Source organism: Stutzerimonas kunmingensis, assembly GCF_002929225.1.
In the GTDB taxonomy this organism is placed as follows: Bacteria; Pseudomonadota; Gammaproteobacteria; order Pseudomonadales; family Pseudomonadaceae; genus Stutzerimonas.
The window spans coordinates 174,095-194,698 of record NZ_PISM01000020.1; the positions used below are offsets into that span (position 1 = coordinate 174,095).

17 protein-coding genes are annotated in these 20,604 nt (G+C 62.5%); all 17 read right to left on the reverse strand.

Annotated elements, in window-relative coordinates:
- Positions 1-45: 45 nt before the first annotated feature.
- Positions 46-456 carry a lysozyme inhibitor LprI family protein gene (locus CW305_RS15520; protein ID WP_104098322.1) on the reverse strand — a complete coding sequence of 137 codons (411 nt, stop codon included), beginning with the start codon at positions 454-456 and terminating at the stop codon, positions 46-48.
- Entirely contained in the window at positions 456-2,753 is a 2,298-nt protein-coding gene (locus tag CW305_RS23760; protein ID WP_245891003.1) for a lysozyme family protein, read from the reverse strand. The genes CW305_RS15520 and CW305_RS23760 overlap by 1 nt, the downstream gene beginning before the upstream one ends.
- Positions 2,754-2,806: 53 nt before the next feature.
- Positions 2,807-4,855, reverse strand: coding sequence for a type VI secretion system Vgr family protein (locus tag CW305_RS15530; RefSeq protein WP_104098323.1), 2,049 nt, complete (start codon positions 4,853-4,855; stop codon positions 2,807-2,809).
- A 21-nt stretch (positions 4,856-4,876) separates the two neighbouring features.
- A complete protein-coding gene (locus CW305_RS15535) occupies positions 4,877-5,854 on the reverse strand; it encodes a serine/threonine-protein kinase (protein ID WP_104098324.1) in 978 nt (325 codons plus the stop codon).
- On the reverse strand, positions 5,851-6,582 hold the full coding sequence (locus CW305_RS15540; RefSeq protein ID WP_104098325.1) for a PP2C family protein-serine/threonine phosphatase: 732 nt from the start codon (positions 6,580-6,582) through the stop codon (positions 5,851-5,853). Before CW305_RS15540 ends, CW305_RS15535 begins: the two co-directional genes overlap by 4 nt.
- Positions 6,582-10,121 carry a type VI secretion system membrane subunit TssM gene (gene tssM, locus CW305_RS15545; RefSeq protein WP_104098326.1) on the reverse strand — a complete coding sequence of 1,180 codons (3,540 nt, stop codon included), beginning with the start codon at positions 10,119-10,121 and terminating at the stop codon, positions 6,582-6,584. The genes CW305_RS15540 and tssM overlap by 1 nt, the downstream gene beginning before the upstream one ends.
- 1 nt (position 10,122) lies before the next feature.
- On the reverse strand, positions 10,123-11,004 hold the full coding sequence (icmH, locus tag CW305_RS15550; RefSeq protein ID WP_104098327.1) for a type IVB secretion system protein IcmH/DotU: 882 nt from the start codon (positions 11,002-11,004) through the stop codon (positions 10,123-10,125).
- Positions 11,005-11,009: 5 nt separating this feature from the next.
- Positions 11,010-12,341, reverse strand: a complete 1,332-nt coding sequence (gene tssK / locus CW305_RS15555) for a type VI secretion system baseplate subunit TssK (RefSeq protein WP_104098328.1) — start codon at positions 12,339-12,341, stop codon at positions 11,010-11,012.
- Positions 12,342-12,343: 2 nt separating this feature from the next.
- Positions 12,344-12,826, reverse strand: a complete 483-nt coding sequence (tssJ, locus tag CW305_RS15560; protein WP_104098329.1) for a type VI secretion system lipoprotein TssJ — start codon at positions 12,824-12,826, stop codon at positions 12,344-12,346.
- 4 nt (positions 12,827-12,830) lie between these two features.
- Complete coding sequence (tagH, locus tag CW305_RS15565; protein WP_104098330.1) at positions 12,831-14,030, reverse strand: type VI secretion system-associated FHA domain protein TagH; 1,200 nt, start codon at positions 14,028-14,030, stop codon at positions 12,831-12,833.
- A gap of 20 nt (positions 14,031-14,050) precedes the next feature.
- Complete coding sequence (locus CW305_RS15570) at positions 14,051-14,152, reverse strand: type VI secretion protein (protein WP_369806274.1); 102 nt, start codon at positions 14,150-14,152, stop codon at positions 14,051-14,053.
- A gap of 991 nt (positions 14,153-15,143) precedes the next feature.
- On the reverse strand, positions 15,144-16,256 hold the full coding sequence (locus CW305_RS15575; RefSeq protein WP_042920570.1) for a phage major capsid protein: 1,113 nt from the start codon (positions 16,254-16,256) through the stop codon (positions 15,144-15,146).
- Positions 16,257-16,266: 10 nt separating this feature from the next.
- Positions 16,267-16,938: an HK97 family phage prohead protease gene (locus CW305_RS15580; protein WP_042920571.1), complete on the reverse strand. Its 672-nt coding sequence runs from the start codon at positions 16,936-16,938 to the stop codon at positions 16,267-16,269.
- 150 nt (positions 16,939-17,088) lie between these two features.
- Positions 17,089-19,923, reverse strand: coding sequence for a DUF927 domain-containing protein (locus tag CW305_RS15585; protein ID WP_042920573.1), 2,835 nt, complete (start codon positions 19,921-19,923; stop codon positions 17,089-17,091).
- The gene (locus CW305_RS15590; protein ID WP_104098331.1) at positions 19,920-20,192 is read right to left on the reverse strand and encodes a DUF3077 domain-containing protein; all 273 of its coding nucleotides are present in this window, start codon (positions 20,190-20,192) and stop codon (positions 19,920-19,922) included. The genes CW305_RS15585 and CW305_RS15590 overlap by 4 nt, the downstream gene beginning before the upstream one ends.
- Positions 20,189-20,413 carry a hypothetical protein gene (locus CW305_RS15595; RefSeq protein ID WP_003288373.1) on the reverse strand — a complete coding sequence of 75 codons (225 nt, stop codon included), beginning with the start codon at positions 20,411-20,413 and terminating at the stop codon, positions 20,189-20,191. Before CW305_RS15595 ends, CW305_RS15590 begins: the two co-directional genes overlap by 4 nt.
- Complete coding sequence (locus CW305_RS23480; RefSeq protein ID WP_162836507.1) at positions 20,410-20,583, reverse strand: hypothetical protein; 174 nt, start codon at positions 20,581-20,583, stop codon at positions 20,410-20,412. The genes CW305_RS15595 and CW305_RS23480 overlap by 4 nt, the downstream gene beginning before the upstream one ends.
- Positions 20,584-20,604 lie beyond the last annotated feature (21 nt).

Consider the following 20,604-nt stretch of genomic DNA (forward strand, 5'->3'; position numbering starts at 1 on the left):
CCATATTTATCTCGAACGACGCTTACACCGGTTGTTCCAGTGTCCTCATATGTCAAGGGCAATGCGATTCAGATAGTCCGCCCTGTCATCACTCATCCTTGAGATACAATTATCAATCGTTACTTGGTAAGCCTCTGCGGTCTCCTCTATTTCAAAGGCTTCAAGCTTGCAATCTGCGTCTCGCAGATCGATCCACTCTCGCTGCGCCGTCTTTAATAGAGAAACGTATTGGTCTGCTAGCAAAGGTGAGGTTTTATACTGAAGTCTGATTCGATTCAGGGTGGCCTTGTACGATGAATTAAGAAGATTGTCTGATTGCTCTTTATTGTACTGCGCGCACAGAGCTATTTGAGAAGAAGCTTCAATTTCTTCGCACGGATTATTAACATCATTGCTTAATGCTGTACGTGTAAACAGAAGCAAAAAAATTAGAGTTATTTTTCGGATATTGAACATTAGTTATTCCTAAGGTAACGAGCTCTGTTTCGCCCCGGCTCATACTGCCTGATGGCAGGCGTATTTTCTATGTAGCGTATCAGCTCGGCTTTATCATTCCTCATTCCAGCCTTCATCGGGTTGGGCCCCTTTGTAAAACCCTGATAGACGAAATCTACCAGCACATCCCTGATGACCTGATCTAGGGCGTTCCAATCGGTCCTATCAGGCTCGCTCGCAGTCCAGTGGTCATAGTTTCTGATAGCGCGATCTACGTAGTTTGGGTAGATAATGTTGAAAAGAAGTATTTCCTGCTCGGGAGTTATTTGCCCAATAGATGATTTGTTCTCTCTAACAAATTGCTGGGCGATTAGGCCTTTCTTTCCGTGCGCCTGGGCAATCTTAGTTGCCTGATCATGCGCAATGTCGGCACTTGTCATATGAGCGTAGATTTCTATTTCGGTCCGTGAACCCATGTCATAACCGCGACCGAGAGTGACGCCCGATAGATCGTTTCCAGGCCAGTGAACGACCCGGCTGAAGAACGGAGAGGTTGGAATATTATTCCCTTCGGCATCAAACGTTATTCTCCCTTCGCTAATCGTGTGGTTGGCACGCGCTACAGTGCTGAATATGCCGATCAGGGCAAGTGGTTGAAAGTGCCAAGCTTTCCCATCTGCGCTGATAGAGTAGCGCCCGGCTATATCGCCCCACCAGCTTAGAGTTTTGATGCGGTTCTTCTCTTCCGCCCAATCCTGATTGGGGTCATCGGAGCGGTGGCCCATCAGCTCATCGAGTTCGTCCCAACGCGCTGCATTCCAAAACCACTCGCTTTCATGCCGCGTGACGAGCTGCGAGATGGATTGGGCGTGGCAAGGCTTTTCCAGTGCCTCCTGGATTTCTTGGGAGGTCATCTTGCCGTCGCGGTTGGTGTCGATGATGTCGTAGAGGCGGCTGCGCACCGGACCTTTGTCGGCCTGGTCGATGGCGCCCTGGTAGCTGGCTTTTTCGTCGTCGGACAGGCGAAGCGCCGCGTTGAGGTAATAGACGAATCCCGACATAGGAGGATCGGCATCCTCAAGGCATTCAAAACCCTCCCACTCCCACGGACTGTGACGAGTAGTGATCAGCTCCTGCTCGGCGAGCCAGCCGTCGATGGGGTTTCCGTTAGCGTCGGCGAACAGGCCGTCCAGTCGCCACCAGTACATAGTGTTGTCAGCGCCATCCTTCACCTGGATTTTTCTCGAAGCGGGGAGCCCATCCAGCAAGGACTGCGGAATGATCAGGTCGACGCCGATCTCCGTGCCATCGTCATCCAATTTGGGCGGGTTTTCGGCATTGATATCGTCCCTGTGCGTGATCAATTTGCTCGCACCTTTATAGACCTTGAGCAGGGTTTTCTGGTCGTCCGGCAAGCGACTGGCCCAGGCACGGCTCCGGGCGATGAACGCGGGCACATCGTCGCAGCTGAACAGTTCGACATGGACCATGTGCTGAGCGGCGTTGTCGTGGTTCTGGTACAGACCGGGATGGCCAATAAGTTCACCCGCCTTGATCGGCAACCCGCTGTCGAGAACGACGACCTTGCCGTATTCCGCTGGCTCGCTGTGCGGTTTGAGCAAGCCGGTGGATACATAGCCGGGCAGTTGCCCCTCGTCGTCAGCTGATAGGACGGGTTGTGCCGTCCCGCTGATCAGGCTGACCAGCTTGCTGAACTTGCCTTCCGTCTCGCCGATGGTGATCTGGGCACCCTTGGACAGCTCAGACAGCTTGGTGGTGTGCTTGCTCGGACCTGCGCGAACGCTCAGGCCATCGTGCTGCGTATTCACGGTATAGCGTTTGGTTTCCCAGAAGGCGGGGCGCGGAAGGTCCGCTTGCGCCTGGTAGCCGGCCCAATCCAGCAGGTGCATGTACAGGCTGTAGAGAGTGAGGCTTGGAGGGGTTTGCCCTTCGACGATGCTGCCGTCAGCGTTCTTCAGTGGCGGCGGCTGCAGGCTGTGCTTGACCAGAACGAACCCCGTGGAAAAGGGCGCTCGTTTGACCATGGGAATGTCGTCGGTGAATTCGCTGACCGGGTAGTGCTCGTCGATGCGGTAGGCAATTACTTCTCCGTCGGCGATACAGCGCACGCTCGACTGATCGAATGCAGCGGCCGTGCCTTCGTCGAAGTGCACGCCGCCATGCCATAAGCCGTTTTCGCCGGTGGGGTAGAACCCGCCCCTGGCCTGGGCCATATGCGTAAGCAGCTGCAGCGTATTGTTGCTGGTGTCCTTGCTGGGAAACGGATAAGCCCAGTTGATCGGCTTGTGTTCGGCCATTTTCGATGCTTCCTTGCTTTCGAGCCGGCGGGGCAGCTGGCTCTGTCCTTTTCTTAGCCTGAAAAATTGAGCGAGCGCTTGCGTTTGCTGAGCAGGCTGTCCGCCTCACCTGGCACTGCCTGCTCCAGTAGGCTCCCGGCCTTATCGCTATCAGCCATTCCCGGCAGCACCGGCGGCTTGATCTTGATTCCCGAGCCCTTGCCTGGTGCGCCGCCGGCGTTGATTCGCGCTAGCGGGCCAGAGACGGTGATGCCGCCTGGGTCGAGCTTAATGAAGCTGCCGCCGGCTTTAAGCGTGAGTTCGATGCCGGCTTCGATGACCATTTTCTGCCCGGCCTTGAGGTGGATCTCGCGGCCAGCCTTGGTCAGCTGGGCGGTGCCGAGCTTGATGTGTTGGGTCTGGCCGATGGTGAGGTGGTCGTCGGGTTTGACTTCCACTTTGCGGTCGCCGGCAACGGTCAGGTGTTCCTCGGCGCGGAATTCGCTGTAGCTGTTGGCCTCGACGGTGTCGTGGCGTTCATTACCGACGCGGATCTTCTGGTCGTGCTCGATGTTTTCGTCCCAGTCGCGCTGGGCGTGAATGTAGATCTGCTCGGCGCCCTTGCGGTCTTCGATGCGCAGTTCGTTATAGCCGCCACCACCCGGTGAGCTGAGCGTTTTGAACACCGTGCGGGTCTTGTTCGCCGGCAGGTCGTAGGGGACCTGGTGTTCCTTGTGGTACAGGCAGCCGGTCACCAGCGGTTGATCGGGATCGCCTTCGAGAAAGGTCACCAGTACCTCCATGCCGACCCGTGGGATGGCGATGCCGCCGTAGCGGTCACCGGCCCAGCTGGAGGAGACGCGCAGCCAGCAGCTGGTCTTGTCGTCGGCCTGGCCGTGGCGATCCCAGTGGAGCTGGACCTTCACCCGTCCGTATTCGTCGCAGTGGATTTCTTCGCCCGCGGGGCCGGTGACCACGGCGGTTTGGCTGCCAAGCACCTTCGGCTTCGGATGGCTTAGCGGCGGGCGGAAAGGGATATCCCAGGGCGTGGCGCTGAAATGGTTGCGGTAGCCCTGGACGAAGCCCTCACCGCTATCGACATGGCTGGTGACCGACTCCTCCAGCACCTGCGGCTGCTTGCCTTCATGCAGCACTTCGGTGAGCAGCCAAAGGTCGTTCCATTCGCGGCGCGGGTGGTCGGAGATTTCCAGCAGATGGCCGCTGACCAGCCGCGGCTGGTCACTGTTGCCCTCGGCCAGGCGGTAGTCGTGGCGGTGGCGCTCCAGGGTGCGTTGCGAGAGGTGTTTGCCGCGGGCGCGCTCGGTAAAGCGGCCGGGGTAGTCGTAGTCCTCCAGATCGGGTTGCGGCATGGTGTTCGCCGCCGGCTCACCGCGGTGGGCTGCCTCCATCAGCAGCCTGGGTTGTTCGAAGTCGTAATCACGGCGGCTGACCCGACTGGTGCGAGTCGCGACGCGCACGGCGAAGCGCTTGATCACCGGCTCGTCAGCCGTCATGCCGTTGTCCTGCAGATAGGCGGTCGGCTGGCCGAGTCGGGCGAAGCTGGTCTGGTCGTCGCCGAAGACCAGCACATGGCCGGCCGTGCTGTGCTCGAAGTGGTAATGAATGCCTTCTTCCTCGCACAGGAGCTGGATGAAGTGCAGGTCCGATTCGTCGTACTGCACGCAGTACTCGCGCGGCGGGTAGATCACCGGGCCGAGCTGGAAGCGGTAGGCATCGGCCTGGATGCCGTGTTCCTCGAGTACCTGGGCGATGATCTGCGGCACGCTGAGGTGCTGGAAGATGCGCTGGTTGGTGCGATGGGCGAGGTAGGCCAGCTGCGGCACCAGCGTGAGCCGATAGCGGGTCAGGCGCTTGCCCGATTCACCCTGGGCGATGCGGTGGACCAGGCCGTGGATGCCCATGCCGGCGGGGTCGAAGGCAAGAAAGGCGGGTTTATGCAGCAGTGCCTGCAGGTCGAGGTCGGGGCGCTCGCTGACCAGTTCCAGGTCGAAACGATAGGGCTGGCTGATGGCCTCGCGGCCCCGGAATTCGAGCACCTTAAAGTCGTGATCGACGCCTTCCAGGGTCAGGCTGAAGTGGGTTTCATTGGCCGCGTTGAACATTGGGCTGTCCTTGTCCTGATGTCATCCGTGGGAGTGGCCGAACCAGCGCTGCCAACGGCTCGGTGCGGGGCGGCTGAAGGCGTGCAACAGGCCCGCCGCATCGATGCTGCGCTGCGCTTCGTCGAATGCCAGCGCCAGACGCAGCGCCGGCCAGCAATGTGCCGGTAGCTGAGGCGGCCGTTGCAGGGCGCGATCCAGCTCCATGGCCTTGGCCTGACGGGCGCTGAGCCGGCGATAAGGGTGGCTGCCGCTGGCCAGTTCATAGAGCACGCAGGCCAGGGCGTACACATCCGCCGCCGCGGTCAGCTCGCCGCCGTCGAGCAGTTCCAGGGCTGCATAACGCGGCGTCCAGGCGGCGAAGCGCGTGCGGCACAGGCGCGGTAAACCGGGCAGCAGGCCTTCCAGCGGTTGGCCGAGGCCATAGTCGAACAGGCGCAGGCCGTCATCGGCGAGCATCACGTTGCTCGGTTTCAGGTCGCCATGCAGCACGCCCAGACTGTGGGAGTAGGTCAGCGCTTCCAGCAGCGGCAACGCGATACCCTGCAGTTCGCTCCAGGCCATGCCCTGCGGGCGCTCGCACAGCAGCTGGTCGAGGGTCGGCCCCTTGAGCAGCTCCAGGGTGATGAAGGCGCGCTGGCTGGCCGGGTCGATATCGAAGTTGTACAGGCGCACCACATGCCGATGGCTTAGGCGTGTCGTCAGTGCGTACTCGCTGTAGAGCAGCGCGCTGGCGTCGGGGTATTCGGCGAAATCCTCGCTGAGCGTCTTCAGCGCCACGTAAGGTTCCGGATCACCAAACTGTTCGCGCAGCAGATCGCGCGCGCGATAGACCGCACCCATGCCGCCGACGCCGAGTAGGCGCTCGATCCGGTAGCGGCCACCGAGCACGTCCGGCAGCTCGCCAGGGGCTGTCTTCGGTTTGACCGCTGCTGGCGTGGCCGCGGTGGACGCCAGGGCAAAGTAGGTGAGGTCGCTGGCCTGCAATTGCGGTGCGTTCATCGGCGGATCACCACGGCGCTGAGGTTGTCCCGTGCCGGCCCCTTCAATGCCTGGCGAAACAGTCGCTCCAGTGCCAGGTGTGTGGATGGCAGGCTAAGTGCTGCACCGAGGGCATCGGCGGACATGCTTTGATGAAGCCCATCGCTGCACAGCAGCAGCGTGTCACCGGGAAACACGTCGAACTCGAGGATATCCAGCTCCAGCTCTTCACTGGCCCCGATGGCGCGGGTCAGCGCATGGGCCGCAGGATGCCTGGCTGCTTGTTCGGGGGTCAGTTGTTGCTCGTCGAGCAGCTGCTGCAACAGCGAGTGATCCCGCGATAGCTGATAGAGCCGCCCGCTGCGCCACAGATAACAGCGGCTGTCGCCCGCCCAGATGCATGCCGCCCGGTCATCCTCCACGAGCAGGGCGACCACGGTGCTGCCGATCACCGGATCCGGGCGTTCGGCGGTGACCGTCAGTTCCTGGCTTAGCCGGCGATTCAGCTCGTGCAGGCAGCGCCGCAGCGCCAGCACCCGCTCCGGCAGGTCGCCCGTAGTGGATAGATCGGCCAGCTGCTCGACGATCAAGCGACTGGCCAGCGCGCCGTTCTGGTGTCCGCCCATGCCGTCGGCCACGGCCCACAATCCGGCCTGCGGCAGATCGAGGAAGGCATCCTCATTGCGCGCCCGCACCTTGCCGGTGTCGGTGCGCGCCGCGCTGCGCCAGCTGCACGCCGTTTCGCTCATCACAGCGTCGCCGGCAGCTTGAAGCCGCGCAGCAGCGCGAGGTCGAACGGATTCGGCGAGCGCTGCGCATGCAGCAGGTAGTTGGCGCTCAGGCCGCCAAGATCGGCCTTGAGCATCAGCACGTCGCGGCCGCTGTGGTAATCCACCTGCATCAGGTCGATCAGGCGGAACAGCGACCAGGGCCCGGTGTTCTTCTCGATGCCGACGCGACGGCCGCCCAATTCTTCCACCACCAGGCTGGTGCGCCCGTCGTCGGCTTCGGCTGGCCAGCGGAACGCGGTCTGCACGATTGGCCCGTGGCGGTACTCCATCTGCTGGTTGCCGAAGCGGAAGTCGGCCCGGCCGAGGCTCGAATCCAGCGAATAGGGCTCCAGTTTGAACAGGATCAGCGGCTCGTTGGGGTTCTCGGCAAAGAAGCTGCGGCGAATGGTCTGCGCCCGGCTCATCTGCGCGAGGAACTGCTCGGACAGTGGCATGCCGCGACCGTCGACCCGGCGTAACCGGTACTGACCGGCGCTGCCGCTGACGAAGGGCTTGAGGTAGCGCTCGAAGAAGCTGTCTGCCAGACCCTGGGCCTTGAAGAACTCGCGGAAGTCGGCGAGGGCGACGTCGCTGGCGCTGTGGGCACTGAACGGATAACGCTCGCGCAGGGCGCCGCGGTAGCTGGCATAGAGCTCGTTGCGATAGCGCTGGTTGAGATAGTGATAGGCATCGCTGAGCACCAGCGACCAGCTGTCCTCGGCCAGCAGGCCAAGCCACTGGCCGACTGGTTGCGGCAGCCGTGAAGCACTGCTGCGCAGCTGGTTGATGGCGTCGCGCTGACCGCCCATGCGTGCCTTGGCCATCTCGAAGGCGGCCTGTTCCGGTGCGCTGGCGTGAGCCAGCGAGGCCAGCTGCAATTGCAGGGCGTCGAGTGCCTGCAGGCTTGCCGTCAGCTCCGGGCCAGCCGCGCCGTTCTCGTCGAGCAGCTGGTGCAGCGGCGCGAAGCGGCGTTCGAGGGTCTTGCGTGCGGTGTCCGGTACGTTTTTCAGCAGCGCGGCCTGGGCCTGCTCCGCTGCGGCGGTGGCCAGCTTGGCTGCCTTGCCAAGCTTGCCGCCGTCGCTCTGGGCGGCATCGGCCAGGTCGCCGGCCTCCTCAGTCGCGTCGGCGAGGCCGGCGAAGCGGGTGTTTTCGCGCACCGCCAGCAGCAGTTGCAGCAGCGGTGAGTTGGCAGCGGTGAGCCCGGCGAGCTGCGTGGCACCCTGCGCCGCACTCCCCGCCGGAAGGACGTTCAGCTGGGTGATTGCCTCGCTCCAGTGTGTGGCGTAGTCACGGAAGTAAAGCTGTTCCATTTCCGCCAGCAGGCGGCCGAGGTCCTTGGCGCTGAGACTGTCACCTTCACCCAGCACCCAGTTGTCGCGCAGGATTTCGCTGACCAGCTCGGCGCCCTGGGCGACGAACAGCTTCTGATAGCCGCGCTGGGTGTAGAAGCCGGGAATCGCATAGTCGCCGCCGACGAACAGGGACGCCTGCGGGCCGAGCTGCGTGTTCAGTCGATAGTCGGGAAGGTTACGCGCCTGATCGCGCAGCATGCGGTACACCACTGCCGCCAGCGATTCGCTGCGCAACTGGGCACGGGCCTTGGCCACCAGATTGTCGTTCAGCTGATAGGGCGCGAAGGACTCCTCCAGCAGGCGGGCAAAATGGGTGTTCAGGCCTTGCTGGGCAACCGCGTTGCCGCTATGACGCAGCGACCAGTCGGCGGCCAGCCAGTCCTTGAGGAAGGCCGCATCTCGGCGTTCGGCAAGGTTCAGCATGAGGTACGCGCGCAGGCTACCGAGCAGCTGTTCGCGATCATTCAGGTTGGCGCGGATCTGCGCTTCCAGCTGCCGACCGACCCGTGGCAGCAGCAGCTTTTCCAGATTGCGGCGGTAGGCGTCGTGCAATGTCGGGTCGACCGCTTCGCCCTGGTACAGCCCTCCCCGGCGCAGCCAGGACACCTCGTCCCGCGGTGGGAAAACCTGGGTCGCCGCGTAGCTCGCGTCCAGCGCCTTGAGGGTGCGCAGTGCCTCGTCTTCCGCTTCGATGGTCTTGCGTTCGCCACCCAGCGTCTGGGCGATGCCGCGCAGCTGTTCGAGGCGCTCGTGGTTGCTGGAGAAGTTCAGTGCCCAGGCGCCGCCGAACAGCACCAGGCAACCGAAGGCGCCTGCATAAAGCGCGCGCTGGCCCCAGTCGATGCGGCGAACCTCGCGCTGATCGAGGCCCGCCAGTTCGGCTTCGGGAAAGATCACCCGGCTGAGCAGTTGATTGATGAAGCGTGCACGGCCGCTGCGGAAGGTCGGCAGTGCGCTGCTGGCCAGGCCGAGCTGGCGGCCGATGCCGGCAGTGAGCGGGTCGAGACCTTCGCGTAGCTGCGGCGCGCTGGTCAGGTAGAAGCCACGTAGCTGGCTGGCACGCTGATAGCGGTTGCCGGCAAACGCGAGTTCGATGAACAGGCTCAGGCGCTCGCCGATCTGCCCCAGCTGATGCGGAAAGTCGAGGATGCGTCCGCGGCGCTGGGTGTCACGTTCCTGGTGCATGCGCATGATTACCTGGCTGTTCAGCCGGCGCAGCAGTTCCTCGAACTCCTCGCGTACCACCTGCGCATCGCTGCCGTTCTGCTCCTTACGGAAGCTGGCGCCGAGCACCTGATCGCTTTCCTCGCGGGACAGCTGATCGAAGAACTCGTCGAAACCGAGAATCCGATCGGCCTTGCTCAGCACCAGATAGACGGGGACATCGACGCCCAGGCGCTGGTGGATCTCATGCAGGCGCTGGCGAGCCTGACGGGCAAGGTTCTCCAGCTCCAGTTCATTGCCGCCTAGCAGCTGATCCACCGGCAGGTTGACCAGTACGCCGTTGAGCGGTCGGGCACGGCGCTTGCGCAGCAGGCCGAGCAGAGTGTCCCAGGCGCTACCGTCGACGGCGGCGTCGGGCTGGGTCAGATAGCGGCCGGCGGTATCGATCAGCACGGCATGATCGGCGAAGTACCAGTCGGCGTAGCGAGTGCCGGAGACGTCCTTGGTCAGGCGCTGCTGCTCGCTGCGATTGAGCGGGAAATCCAGCCCGGAGAAATCCAGCAGGCTGGTCTTGCCGCTGCCCTGCGAGCCGATCAGCAAGTACCAGGGCAGCTCGCTGCGCCATTTCTCGCTGCGCCCGCGGTAGAGGCTGGAGGTTTTCAGGGTGCGCAGCGCCTGTTTGAAGCGATGGCGCAGTTCCTGTTGCTCCTCGCCGATCAGACCGTCGCGGCGCAGCTGCTCCTGAATGTCCTGGTCCTCGGCATCGCGCTTCTTGCGCGCGCTGGCGCGCCAGCTGGCGAAGACCATGGCCAGGCCCCAGCCGAGGAACAGGACGCTGATGCTCAGCAGTCGGCTGCTGGATGACTCCCAGAAGCGGTGGTCATTCACCGCCAGCAGCGGCCCGACGAACCACACCAGAACCGCCAGCAGCAGGACCAGCAGCAGGCTCCAGACCCAGGTTCGGCGCAGCACGGCGCCGACTTTGCCGAAGAACGTCTTCATCTCATTTCATCCCTGAAAAGGTGGAATCGCCGGCATCCATGTCCAGCGCTCGATAGGGCTGCAGCACGCTCTCGCGTTGTTCGCCGAGCACCCAGGCGAAACCGCCGTAGATCACCCCGAGGCACATCAGGGTGAACAGCGCGACCATCCACCAGGGCACGATGCGCACTAGGCGCCGGCGGGTGTCCTTGAGGCCTTCCCAGTGCGGCGACAGCTCGCGCGGGATGTCGCCGCGCATCTGGCGGATCTGTCGGTAGAGGCTGTCGCGCACAGCTTCCAGTTCGAGCATGCCACGCGGCAGAACGCGGTACTTGCCCTCGAAACCGAGGGACAGGCACAGGTACATCAGTTCGAGCATCGGCAAGTGCTTGACGGGATTGCGCGACAGGCGCTCGAGCAGCTGGAAGAATTTCTCGCCGCCGAAGGTCTCGTTGTGGAAGGAGGACAGCAGGCTCATCTGCGACCACTCGCTTTCGTTGCCCCATGGAGTGGTCACTACGGCCTCATCGAGAGTGGTGCAGAGCACGTAGCGCGCTGCCATCACCTGGCTGCTCTCGGCACCATCGTGCAGGGCTCGGTGCTCGAACAGCTTGATCGCACTGCTCAATTGCCGGTGCAGTGCCTGCAGGTCTTCGCTTTCCAGGCTGTGCTTGAGCCGTACCACTTCCGAGAGCAGCGGCGAGGCGGCAGCCACCAGCGGATTGAGGCTGATGTTGAACGTCTCCGCCGGGCGCAGGCGGGCGGCGTAGATCATCCGCTCCTCCAGCTGCTCGAAGCGCGGCGGGGTGTCGAAGTCGGTCAGCGGGCTCTGTGCCGGCGCATCTCCTGCTCGATTAACGATGACCGTGTGGTCGTTCTGTCCGTAATCCATTTCCTTGATCATGTCGCTCAGTCCCTGACCGCCCAGAATTTCAGTTCGAGCCCGGCGAAGTCACCGGACACATGGAAGGCAAAGCCGCCGGAGCGCTCCAGCTGCGCCTGGTCTTCGGCGCTGAGTTCCAGCGCGAAATAGGTCTTGCCGGCATGGAAGGGGATCTGCCGCGGCGCCACCGGCAGCGGCTTGATGCGGATGCCCGGCAGATGCAGGTTGACCAGCTGGCGGATGCGCTCCACCGGGCCGATCTTCAGGTGCGCCGGCAGGCGGGTGCGCAGGGTTTCCGAATCGCACTGGGCGCTCGCGGCGAGCACGAAGGAGGCCGTACCCAGCAGCTTGTGGTCATGCAGCGGCGATACCTGAATACCGTACTGACGCTGCTGCAGTAGCAGCTCGATGGCGTGTTGCTCAAGCACCATCGACAGCACCTGGCGGATCGCGTCCATCAGCTTGCGGAAGCTCGCGCCCTGGTCGCTGTGCTGGTAACGACCGTCCAGGCGCGGGCGCTTGCTCTCGCTGGAAAAGGTCGCCAGCTCGCCGAGCAGGCCAAGCAGGTCGCGGTAGATCTGCTCCGGGTGCACCTGCTCCACACCGAGGTAGTGGCGCAGCACCGGTTCGTGACGGTTGATCAGCTGCAGCATCATGAAGTCGCCGACCTCGGCGCCACCGACCTTGCCGGTGGCGCTGATGCGCTCGGCGAGGGTATCGCCGCGGTGAGCGAGCATGCTGATCACTTCCTTCAGGCAGGACAGCAGATAGCCTGAGGCCTGGAAGTTGACGTAGGTCGGAATGAACTCGGGGTCGAGGCTGATGACCCCGTCCGGCGTGGTGTCCAGCACCTCGCACAGCTGCAGTTTCACGTAGGCCTGGTCACTCTGCTGCTCGCCCAGCAGCAGGCGGAAATCCGGCAGCCCGGTGCTGACCTGGCTGGTGCTGCTGTCGCCGGCATTGGAGTCGGCGACATCCAGCTCATGGGCGGTGTAGCGCGCCAGCACGTCCTTCTGTTCGGGACGACGCGTTTCGATGTGGTTGCCGGTAACCAGTGGCAGCGCGAGGTATACCGGTGTACTGCCGGTGTTCGGCGGAATGTCCAGCGCCAGTGGCTCGCGCTCGCTGCCCAGCTCGAACAGCGTACCGTCCGGCAGGATGCCGCTGGCCTGGCTGAGCACCAGCTTGCCCATGTTGAGGAACTGGCGGTCGATCTCCAAATTGAAGAAACCCCAGGCATAGCTGCCCAGCTTCTGGGTGCGCGCCTTGAGTTGGTGATCGTAGTAGCGATCGTTCTGCTGGAAGTGTTGCGGACGCAGCAGCATGCCTTCCTGCCAGACAACTTTGTGCAGGCTCATGCTTATTTTCCTTCTTCGGCGAGCGGGTCGAACAGCGCGATGCCGCGCTCGTCCAGGTTCAGGGCGACGCGGGTGCGCTCTTGCGGCGGCACGGCGATGACGTAGCGCCAGCTGGCTTCCGGCAGGTCGCGGTAGGCGGCCAGCACGCCGACGTAGCGGCTGCCGTCCTGCACCGAGAGCTTCAGCTCGCGGCTTTCGCCGGGACGCAGTTCCAGTTCCTCGGAGGTCACCAGGTCCGGCGCCAAGGCTTCCTTGGGCCGCTGGTAGAGGGCGAAGAAGTCGCCGTTTTCGAACGCCACCGGATGCTTGAGCTCCAGCAGGCGCAGCACGATCGGCGACGGCCGGCCGTTGAGATCGGGGTTGAGGCGGTCGCTGCCGTGCAGTTCGAGGTCGAGCTTGGTCAGCTTGGAGTACGGCGACAGTGCCGAGCAGCCGCCCAGTACGAGCAGCGAGGCCAGCATGGCCAGGGTGATGCGACGAGGCATGGGATCATCCTTGATGGGTTGAATCGAGCGTGGCGATCAGGCGCACCTGCTCCTCATAGGTCTTGGCGAAGTCGCGGGCGAACAGTCGCTCGCTCCAGTCGGCATCCTGGCCGAGGCTGTGATGCAGCCGCCGATAGGCGCGCCAGCGGCTGCCGGCAGTAGCGATCAGCGGTTTGCGGCCTTCGCGTTCGAAACGCAGCGCCAGCTGCTCTGGTGCCAGCTGCTCGAACATCGCCTGCACCGCCGCGCGACTGGCCGCCAGCAGTGCCACCTGATGCGCCTGCAGGTCGCGGAAGGCGCGACCGATGGCCTGTTCGGCCGAGAGTTGGCCTGGCTTGCCACCGAGCAGCAGGGCGCTCAGGGCCTCACCCGTATCAGCGCTATGCTTGAGCGGGTTGTTGCCGGCGCTCTGCACGGTGGTCAGCGCCAGGCGCAGCTCGTTCTTCAGCTCGCTGCGGGTGCGCAGGCTCTGCTGTAGGCCGCCGACGCTCTGCTTGAGCAGACGGGCGGCATTCAGCGCCAAGGCCTGGCGCTGGTCCTCGTCGAGATCGTCGAGATCGATGCCCAGCGCCTCGCCGAAACGCGCCCAGAATCCCTGCGGCAGTCGTTCGGGCTCGGCTTCGCGCTTGGCTTGCGGTGCTGCCTGCGGCATGACCAGCTCCGGCAACGGCAGGCTTTCCATGTCGATGCGCGCGTAGTCGCGCTGCTGCTGCGCCTGGCGCTGTGGCGCTACCAGAGCGATGTCGAGGTCGTCGACCTCGGCATAGACGCGCTCTTGCTGTTCCATTGCGACCAGCGGATCGAGGTCGAGGAAGGCATCGTCGGGGATGATGCTGCCGGCCGGCTGCGGACGGCCGATGTCACCTTCGAACAACGCCGGGTCCTGGATCAGCCGGGCGCGGATCTCGAAGTCGCCCAGACAGTAGACGCTGCCATGCTCGATGCGCTGCGGCTGGCCCTTGATCAGGCTGGCACCGCTGTCCTTGAGCTGGACGCCGTTGCTGCTGGTATCGGTGAGAAAGAAGGCGCCGTCGCGGTAGCTGATCACTGCGTGACGGCCGGAGAGGACGCGCTTGCGGTCGGGGATCACCCAATCGCAGCCCTCTGCGCGGCCGATCACACCGCCGGCCTGCTTGAAGGTTTTGGTGGTCAGCAGCCCCGGCACGAATTGCTGGGCGCCCACCATATCGAAGACCAGTTCCATGGTCGTGTCGCTCCTTGCGGTTACTGGCCGCGATTCAAGGCTTGCGGATCACCCAGCGGGCGATAGTGATCATCGTCGAATTTGTAGTTGCCGGTGCAACCAGCGAGCAGCGCGGCGGCGATGAGCGAAACGAGGGCGTAATAGCGCACGGGCACGCGATTTCCTCCTTGAAGTCGTGTGTGGGGGCAAGGTGCGCATGGCGCGACCTGGTCGGCGCATTGAAGTTCAGTTGTCCTGCAGGCTCGGTGATCGGGTTCACAGAACACCCGTTGGATGCGTCTAAAACGAGCGTGAGGTCAGGTTGGCGCAGGCCGATGGCGCCGCATGGCAGGTTTCCCTTGCATCAGCATCCCGATGCAGGCAGGGCGGCCTGCACTTGCCTGACGTTGGCTTTTGGCCGGCCGAGGGCAACGGTCTAAAGACGGTGCGCAGAAAACGACAAAGCCCGCAGTGAGCGGGCTTTGTCGGAGCGTTTCGAGCAGGACTCGAAACGACTATCTATATGGCGCTCCGGCGGGCCTCTAACCTGTTCAGTAACCTACTGATATTACTCGGAAAATATACATTCAATATTCTCAGGCATACATGTGGGCATACAGGCTACAGCTCACTATGACAGTTGCCCCCCCCCTATTTGATTTCAGCACTCACGGTAAACATGGCTCCCCCCGTCGTTCGGAGGTTAAAAGCCCTGAGCTTTTCACCCACCCTACCCGGTGGCGCTCGCGCTGATTGCATCGCTGATGGTTCGCATCTAAAACCGGGCGCGGGACGATAAGCGCTCATGTCCTAAGTTATTCGGTGTTCTTGGTGTTCTTGGTGTTCCTGAATCGCTACAGCCCACGAATGGCGCGGCCTCGGGCCAAGGAACACTAAGCCATCGCACCCGGAACACTTGGTGTTCATCACGCGAATTGTGTTCTCGTAGATGCAAGAAGGCCCATCCGTGGATGGGCCTTCTTGTGGGTGCTTTACACGTTAGGTCTTCTGGCGCTCAGCCTGTGCGGCGATTCTGTAGTACTCGGATAGAACACCGAACACCCGGTGTCGCAACTCCTTCAGGGTCAAAGGCTTATCGGTCGGATTGCTCATACTGAACTGCTCCAGGCTGGGTCAGATGGCGACGCTGAGCACAGCGCCTTTGGCAAACACCGCAAGTCCGGCCCGCATTTCAGCCAGGATCGTTACCAGGTTACTGGTCAGGTTCTTGTCGTCATCACGGCTAGCAACCAGAGTCGGTTGCATTCGATCAAGGACCGCAACTTGCTTCGGGTCCATAACAAGCGCAGTTCCAGTCGGCAGGCTTGGCGTGAGGACTACTTGAATCCCCCAAAGGCCAGCCGGGGATGGGTCTCGTGGGCTACCAAGAATGTATTGACCAGCTGCGTCACGCTCGCTCGCGACCGAAAACCAGTCGGTTGGATTAAGAATGATGAGTCCAGCGTTCCAGCCAGCAGCCTGAAGACTAAGCGCCGCTTGTCCAATAGCGTCAGCCGCCTTGGGTGTTCCGGTTGGTGTATGAGCCACCGCGTGGGACAAAAGCCCCTTAATTTCCCCCTTGCCGCCAGCACCGCCAACAATGGACGCTTCGAGCTTGGCCATTAGGCCATATTGGAGAAGGTTTCCAATTTGCTGGCTGAGGGCAGGGGCATCGTCCAATACCTGCTGACTCGCTTTAATCCAATGCGCAATGGTCGCAACCTGAGCCTGCTCAAGTTCGGTTGGCATTGCGGCTTCGGCCTTGAGCTGGCCTTCTTCGGTTTGGAACGCAGCCGCGTTGGTATATGCCCCTAGTTGAAGATACTCAAAGACTCCAGAGCTGACCGGCAACGACGGGAGTGCAGCGAGCAAACTAAGAGGTTGTAGCGGTGCGTTATAAAGCCCTTGCGCACGCTGAGGGGCAATGTCGTAGTCAGTTGATCCGGCAATCCCAGCCCCGGAGTTGGTAATCGACTTGATAGCAATATCACTCATTGCAACTCGGCCAGTCGATGGCGCGCCTTTCGTGAGCGCTTGAAACTGATCGGATTCAATGAAGCGATTTGCTATGTCACTGCCTTTTTGTTGCGATGTGCGAATACCGCCAGCAGGAATACGGGCAAACTCTTGTTCCAGTTCGCTCAGATGCGTTTTAACTTCACGAATATCCTTCTCGAAAGACCCTTTGAGCGATTCGACTGCGCGGCTGTGTTCTTCAATGGATTTTGTAAGCAATTCAAGTGACATATTAGTTACCTCAGCGCCCGATAAGAGACGCGGTGATGTTTTGGAGTTTTGCCGCTATAGCGGCCAGTTCTGTGCTGTTGTCAGGCTGTTCTTCTCGAACAAGGCCGCTCCAGCCTCCCGCCATAAGCCTTTTCGCTTCGCGGGCAGAAAGCCCCAGCGCATCACGCGCGGCGCGTTCAAATTCTCGTGGATTCGGGTTATCAGGATCGAAGCACTTCATGCTGGTAATCTTGGCGCTAGGGTTTGCCGGCATCGCAACCAAGGATATTTCATGAAGGTCGATTTCCTTGAGGAGGCGCGCCCCATCAACAAGTTCTGCGCCGCCGTAAGGGATGGAATAACCAATACTCAGAGCCAGCGCGCCGTCTTTCATTAGCGCATGGGCGGCTTTAGCTTGGGGTACTTCCATTGTTAGTTTGCCGTGGGCAATAAGCCCCTCGGCAGAGTCTTCAAACTTGATCCAGACGCCTACCGGATTAGTTTGGTCGTGTTGCCATAAAAGCGCGGGGCGTGTTCCGCTTTTCTCGTGGTGAGTTAATGATTTCGTATAGGCGCCAGGCGCGATTAGATCGCCATATGAATCAGGTTCGCCGCCATAAGGCGATGCAATCCCTGAAAAGCTGCCGACTTCATCTGCGCTGGAAAACTTGAATTGAATTGGGGCGGTGCGGAAAGTGCGCATGCACGTATCTCCAGAAGTAGCAAATAGGAACATTTGCCGCTCAGGGAACGCATCACGCGCATCTGGGACGGAGTGCAGCGCGTCACGCACTGCATATATATCCCATTATCGACATGGGCGCCCTGAGCGCAAGATGTAAACGAACTTTTCTTATGCGGCGAACGGCTGCTCATTTGCAGGTTCATCAAGAAGGGCAGATGCTGAAACAACATAAGCCCGGCTCTTGGGCATACCAGGCAGCGTCAGTGCCTGTGCTGCCTTGCCGTCGCTTCCACGCTCAAGAATCCCCCGGCTGACCAACTCCCGATTCACGTTGCGCAAGTTCATGCCCTTGAACACTTCGTCACGCCAGGCCGTTGCAAGGAAGTAATAGGTCACGCTGGTATAAAGCTGATCGCCGCAGCCGTGTTCTATCGTTCGGCGGAAGCCCAGGCGGTCGCCTGTGCGCGGGGCGTGGTCATCGGTTTTCGCGGCGATACCGTCCCAGCGCGTGAAGCGGCTTTCGCCATAGCGTTCCACCACCAGGCGCAGCCGTTGCACGATGGCTTCACCTTCGAGGTTTCCAGCGCCGCCACGCTCAGCCAGCCAAGCGTCCAGACAGGCGCGCGCCGCAGCCGTTGCGGTGCCCTCAGGCCAGCCCGTGACGCCAAGGCCCGTCGCCAGTTCGCCGGCCACGGCAGCCAGCCCGAATCGAGTAGCGGCGCGGTGCGCCTGCCCGCTTGCGCTGGCCGGCAGCGCCTCGCGCGCGAACTGCTCAAGGCTTCGCCGGATGATGGATAGATAACCGCGCTGCTTGGCCGGATTGCACAGCGCCACCAGGAAGGCCAGCAGCGGTGTGCCGTAGTACATGCCCACCCGCGCTTTCAGCTCGTCGGCCAACGCCTGCCCACTGTCGAAGTCATGCAGCGTGTCGAACACGCCGAGGCCCTTGCCGGCGTCGGCAGGGACGGCGAGCATCCGAATATCCATACCGGCCTTCAGCTCCTTGTTCGCCTCGGCCATGTGCTGCGCCAGGGTGTATTCACCGCTGGAGAGGAACAGCAAGCGCCATTCCTGTACCTGCCGGCCCGACTGGCCCCGGTCATTGGCGCGGGCCTTGCCGATGCCATTGCCCAGCATGTACACGGTTTCGCCGACGATGCGCGGGTCGCACTGGCTGATTTCATCCAGCACCAACAGCCCGTCCGAGTGCGCCGCGGCGATGGATTCAAGCGCGTTGTCTGTCGAGCGCCACGAGCGTTCGAACGCAGGCGGGCCGTACACCGAGCACGCCACGCGTCCGGTCGTGCTCTTGCCGCTGGAACTCACGCCGTAGAAGTGAAAGCCACCGGACTCTAGGCCCAGCAGATGCAGCAGCGGCCCCGCCAGCGCGATGCACACCGCAAAGGCGACCCGATGATTGCCCACGCACAGCGTGCCGATGTGCTGCTGCCATTCCTCAAGCGTGCCGGCCTGGCTGATCGGTGGGAGCTGCGCGCCGGCTTCGTAGAAGTGCAGGCGTTCATCGCTGTCGCCAATCTGCTGATCGGGCAGTAGGAACGCGGCGGCATGCCAGCCAAGGCGGCTGACCAGCCGCGCACGCTCGCCACTGTCGTAGCTTTGCAGATAGCTCTGCAGGTCGTTGCGGGAATGGCGTACGTCGCGGGTCGGTGCCAGGCGCAGCCCCATATCAACCAGCGGCCCAAGCACCTCTTTCGAGAACTCGCCGGCCATGCAGCGCGCCGGAATGTTCCAGCGCTTGGGCGCCCCGTCCGGGTCGTCGAACTCCACCAGCAGGCCCCAGCTATGGCCCTTCTCGTCGCGGGTGCGCGCCAGAATTTCGAGGCGAGAGCAGACCATCCGAGATTCGCCATCGTCGCCGGCGAAGTACACACCATCGGCCTTCACCTTGAACCCGCCCGACCGGCTTGCCTGCTTGGGCTTTCGAGCGTCTTTCTTCGCGGCAGCCGGCTTTTCGGCCTGCGGCGGCATCGGAGCTATGTCAGCCTTGGCGAACAGACGACCACTGGCCTCCAGCTCTGCCAGCCGTTCGGCGGTCCAGCCAGCGGCCAGAGCGTCGGCGGCGTCTTCGCCGTCTGCCGGTGCGAATGTCTCGATTGCAACCGTGCGAACGGTGGCGCCAAGCTGCTGGAGCTGGCCGGCGATGGCCTGCATGCAGCTCAGCCCGCCCGCGTCGTTGTCTGGCCAGAGCAGCACATCGCGTCCGGCCAACGGCGCAAAGTCTGCCTTGTGGTGGGACTGCGCCCCGTTCGGCCAGCAGGTCGCGACGTAGTGCGGCAGCAGCTCGGCGGCGGCATCGGCGGACTTCTCGCCTTCGCATAACACCACCGGCGCATCGCTCCGCTTCGCAAGCTCGTCCAGGTGCAGCAGCGGGCGCGGTTCGGGAAGCCCCAGCCAGCGCCACTGGAAGGACTGATCGGACGAGCAGCGGCACCACGTCAGCGGCGCGAACGCCTTTTTCAGCTTGCCGTTTGCGTCCGCGCCAAGGTCGAAACGATACAGCACCATCAGCGCCGCGCCGGTAGCGTCGCGGTAGATCCACACCCTCGATGGCTGGCCGTGGGTGCGGTGCTTGTACGGAATCTTCGACATCGCGGCTTCCGGTATAGGCTGGATCGCCACCCATTCCGGTGCCTTGCTGCTGGTCGTTGCCGGCGTTGGCTGGCTGCCAGCCGTGACGTTGAGGAAGTCAGCCAGCTTGTTGCAGGCATCCACCTCACTGCCGCCGTCCAGATAGCGCACCAGGTCAATCAGATCGCCGCCCTTGTCGCCGGTCGCGAAATCGCACCAAGTGCCCTTGGCGATGTTCACCTTCAGCGAGCCGGCACGCTTGTCGACGCGGGTCGGGTTGGGCGCGGTGTACTCCTTGCCGCCGTCCACCCGCACGCCACCGGGCAGCCAGTGCGACAGCACTTGGTCGATAGCCAGCTGGGAAGCGCGCTTCACCTCGGCAAAGCTTGGCCGCTTGGGCTTTCTCTCGCTCATACGCCACCCCTTTTGCCGGTAATGGCGCCGCCAATGCACGCATCAACCAGCGCCTTGGCCATCTCGCCCAGGTGCTGCGCGGCATGCGCCTCGGTAGAGCCGGCTGTGTCGCAGGCGACGTTCAAGGTGAGCTTGTTCGCGATATCGAGCAGACAGGATGCATGCTCAAGAGCATCGATCACGTCGAAGCCCTTGTTGACCGAGAAAAGCGCGCCACGCTGGAAGTGGCAAAAGTCCTGCGCCTCGGTGCGAAGTCGGGTGGCGCTCATAGGGCACCCCCTTGGCTCGCTGCTTGGTGTAGCTCTGCGCCGGCCGCCAATGCATAGCAGCCGATGGCACGCACGGCGTGACGAAGGCCGTTCAAGTCCTGCGCTGACAGATGATGTTCGCTCCCGTCGCCGCCCAGCAGATCGGCGAGAGTTTCCAGCGCATAGCCGGCGCTCATCATCTGGTCGCCGTGCGTCATGACCAACTGATTGAGGCTGCTCATTGCGCACCCCCGATCGCTTCAAGGGCGCGGGCCTTGGCCATCGCTTCGTTGTAGCGGCGCAGGCGGACGGAAAGGGACGAATCGGCGCGCAGCGCGGCGAAGGCGCGGGCCTTCAGGGCAGCGGCGTGGTGCTGAATTGCAGACGGATTGAGGGCGTGCGGGTGCTTCATGGGTGGTGCTCCGTGTGTAGT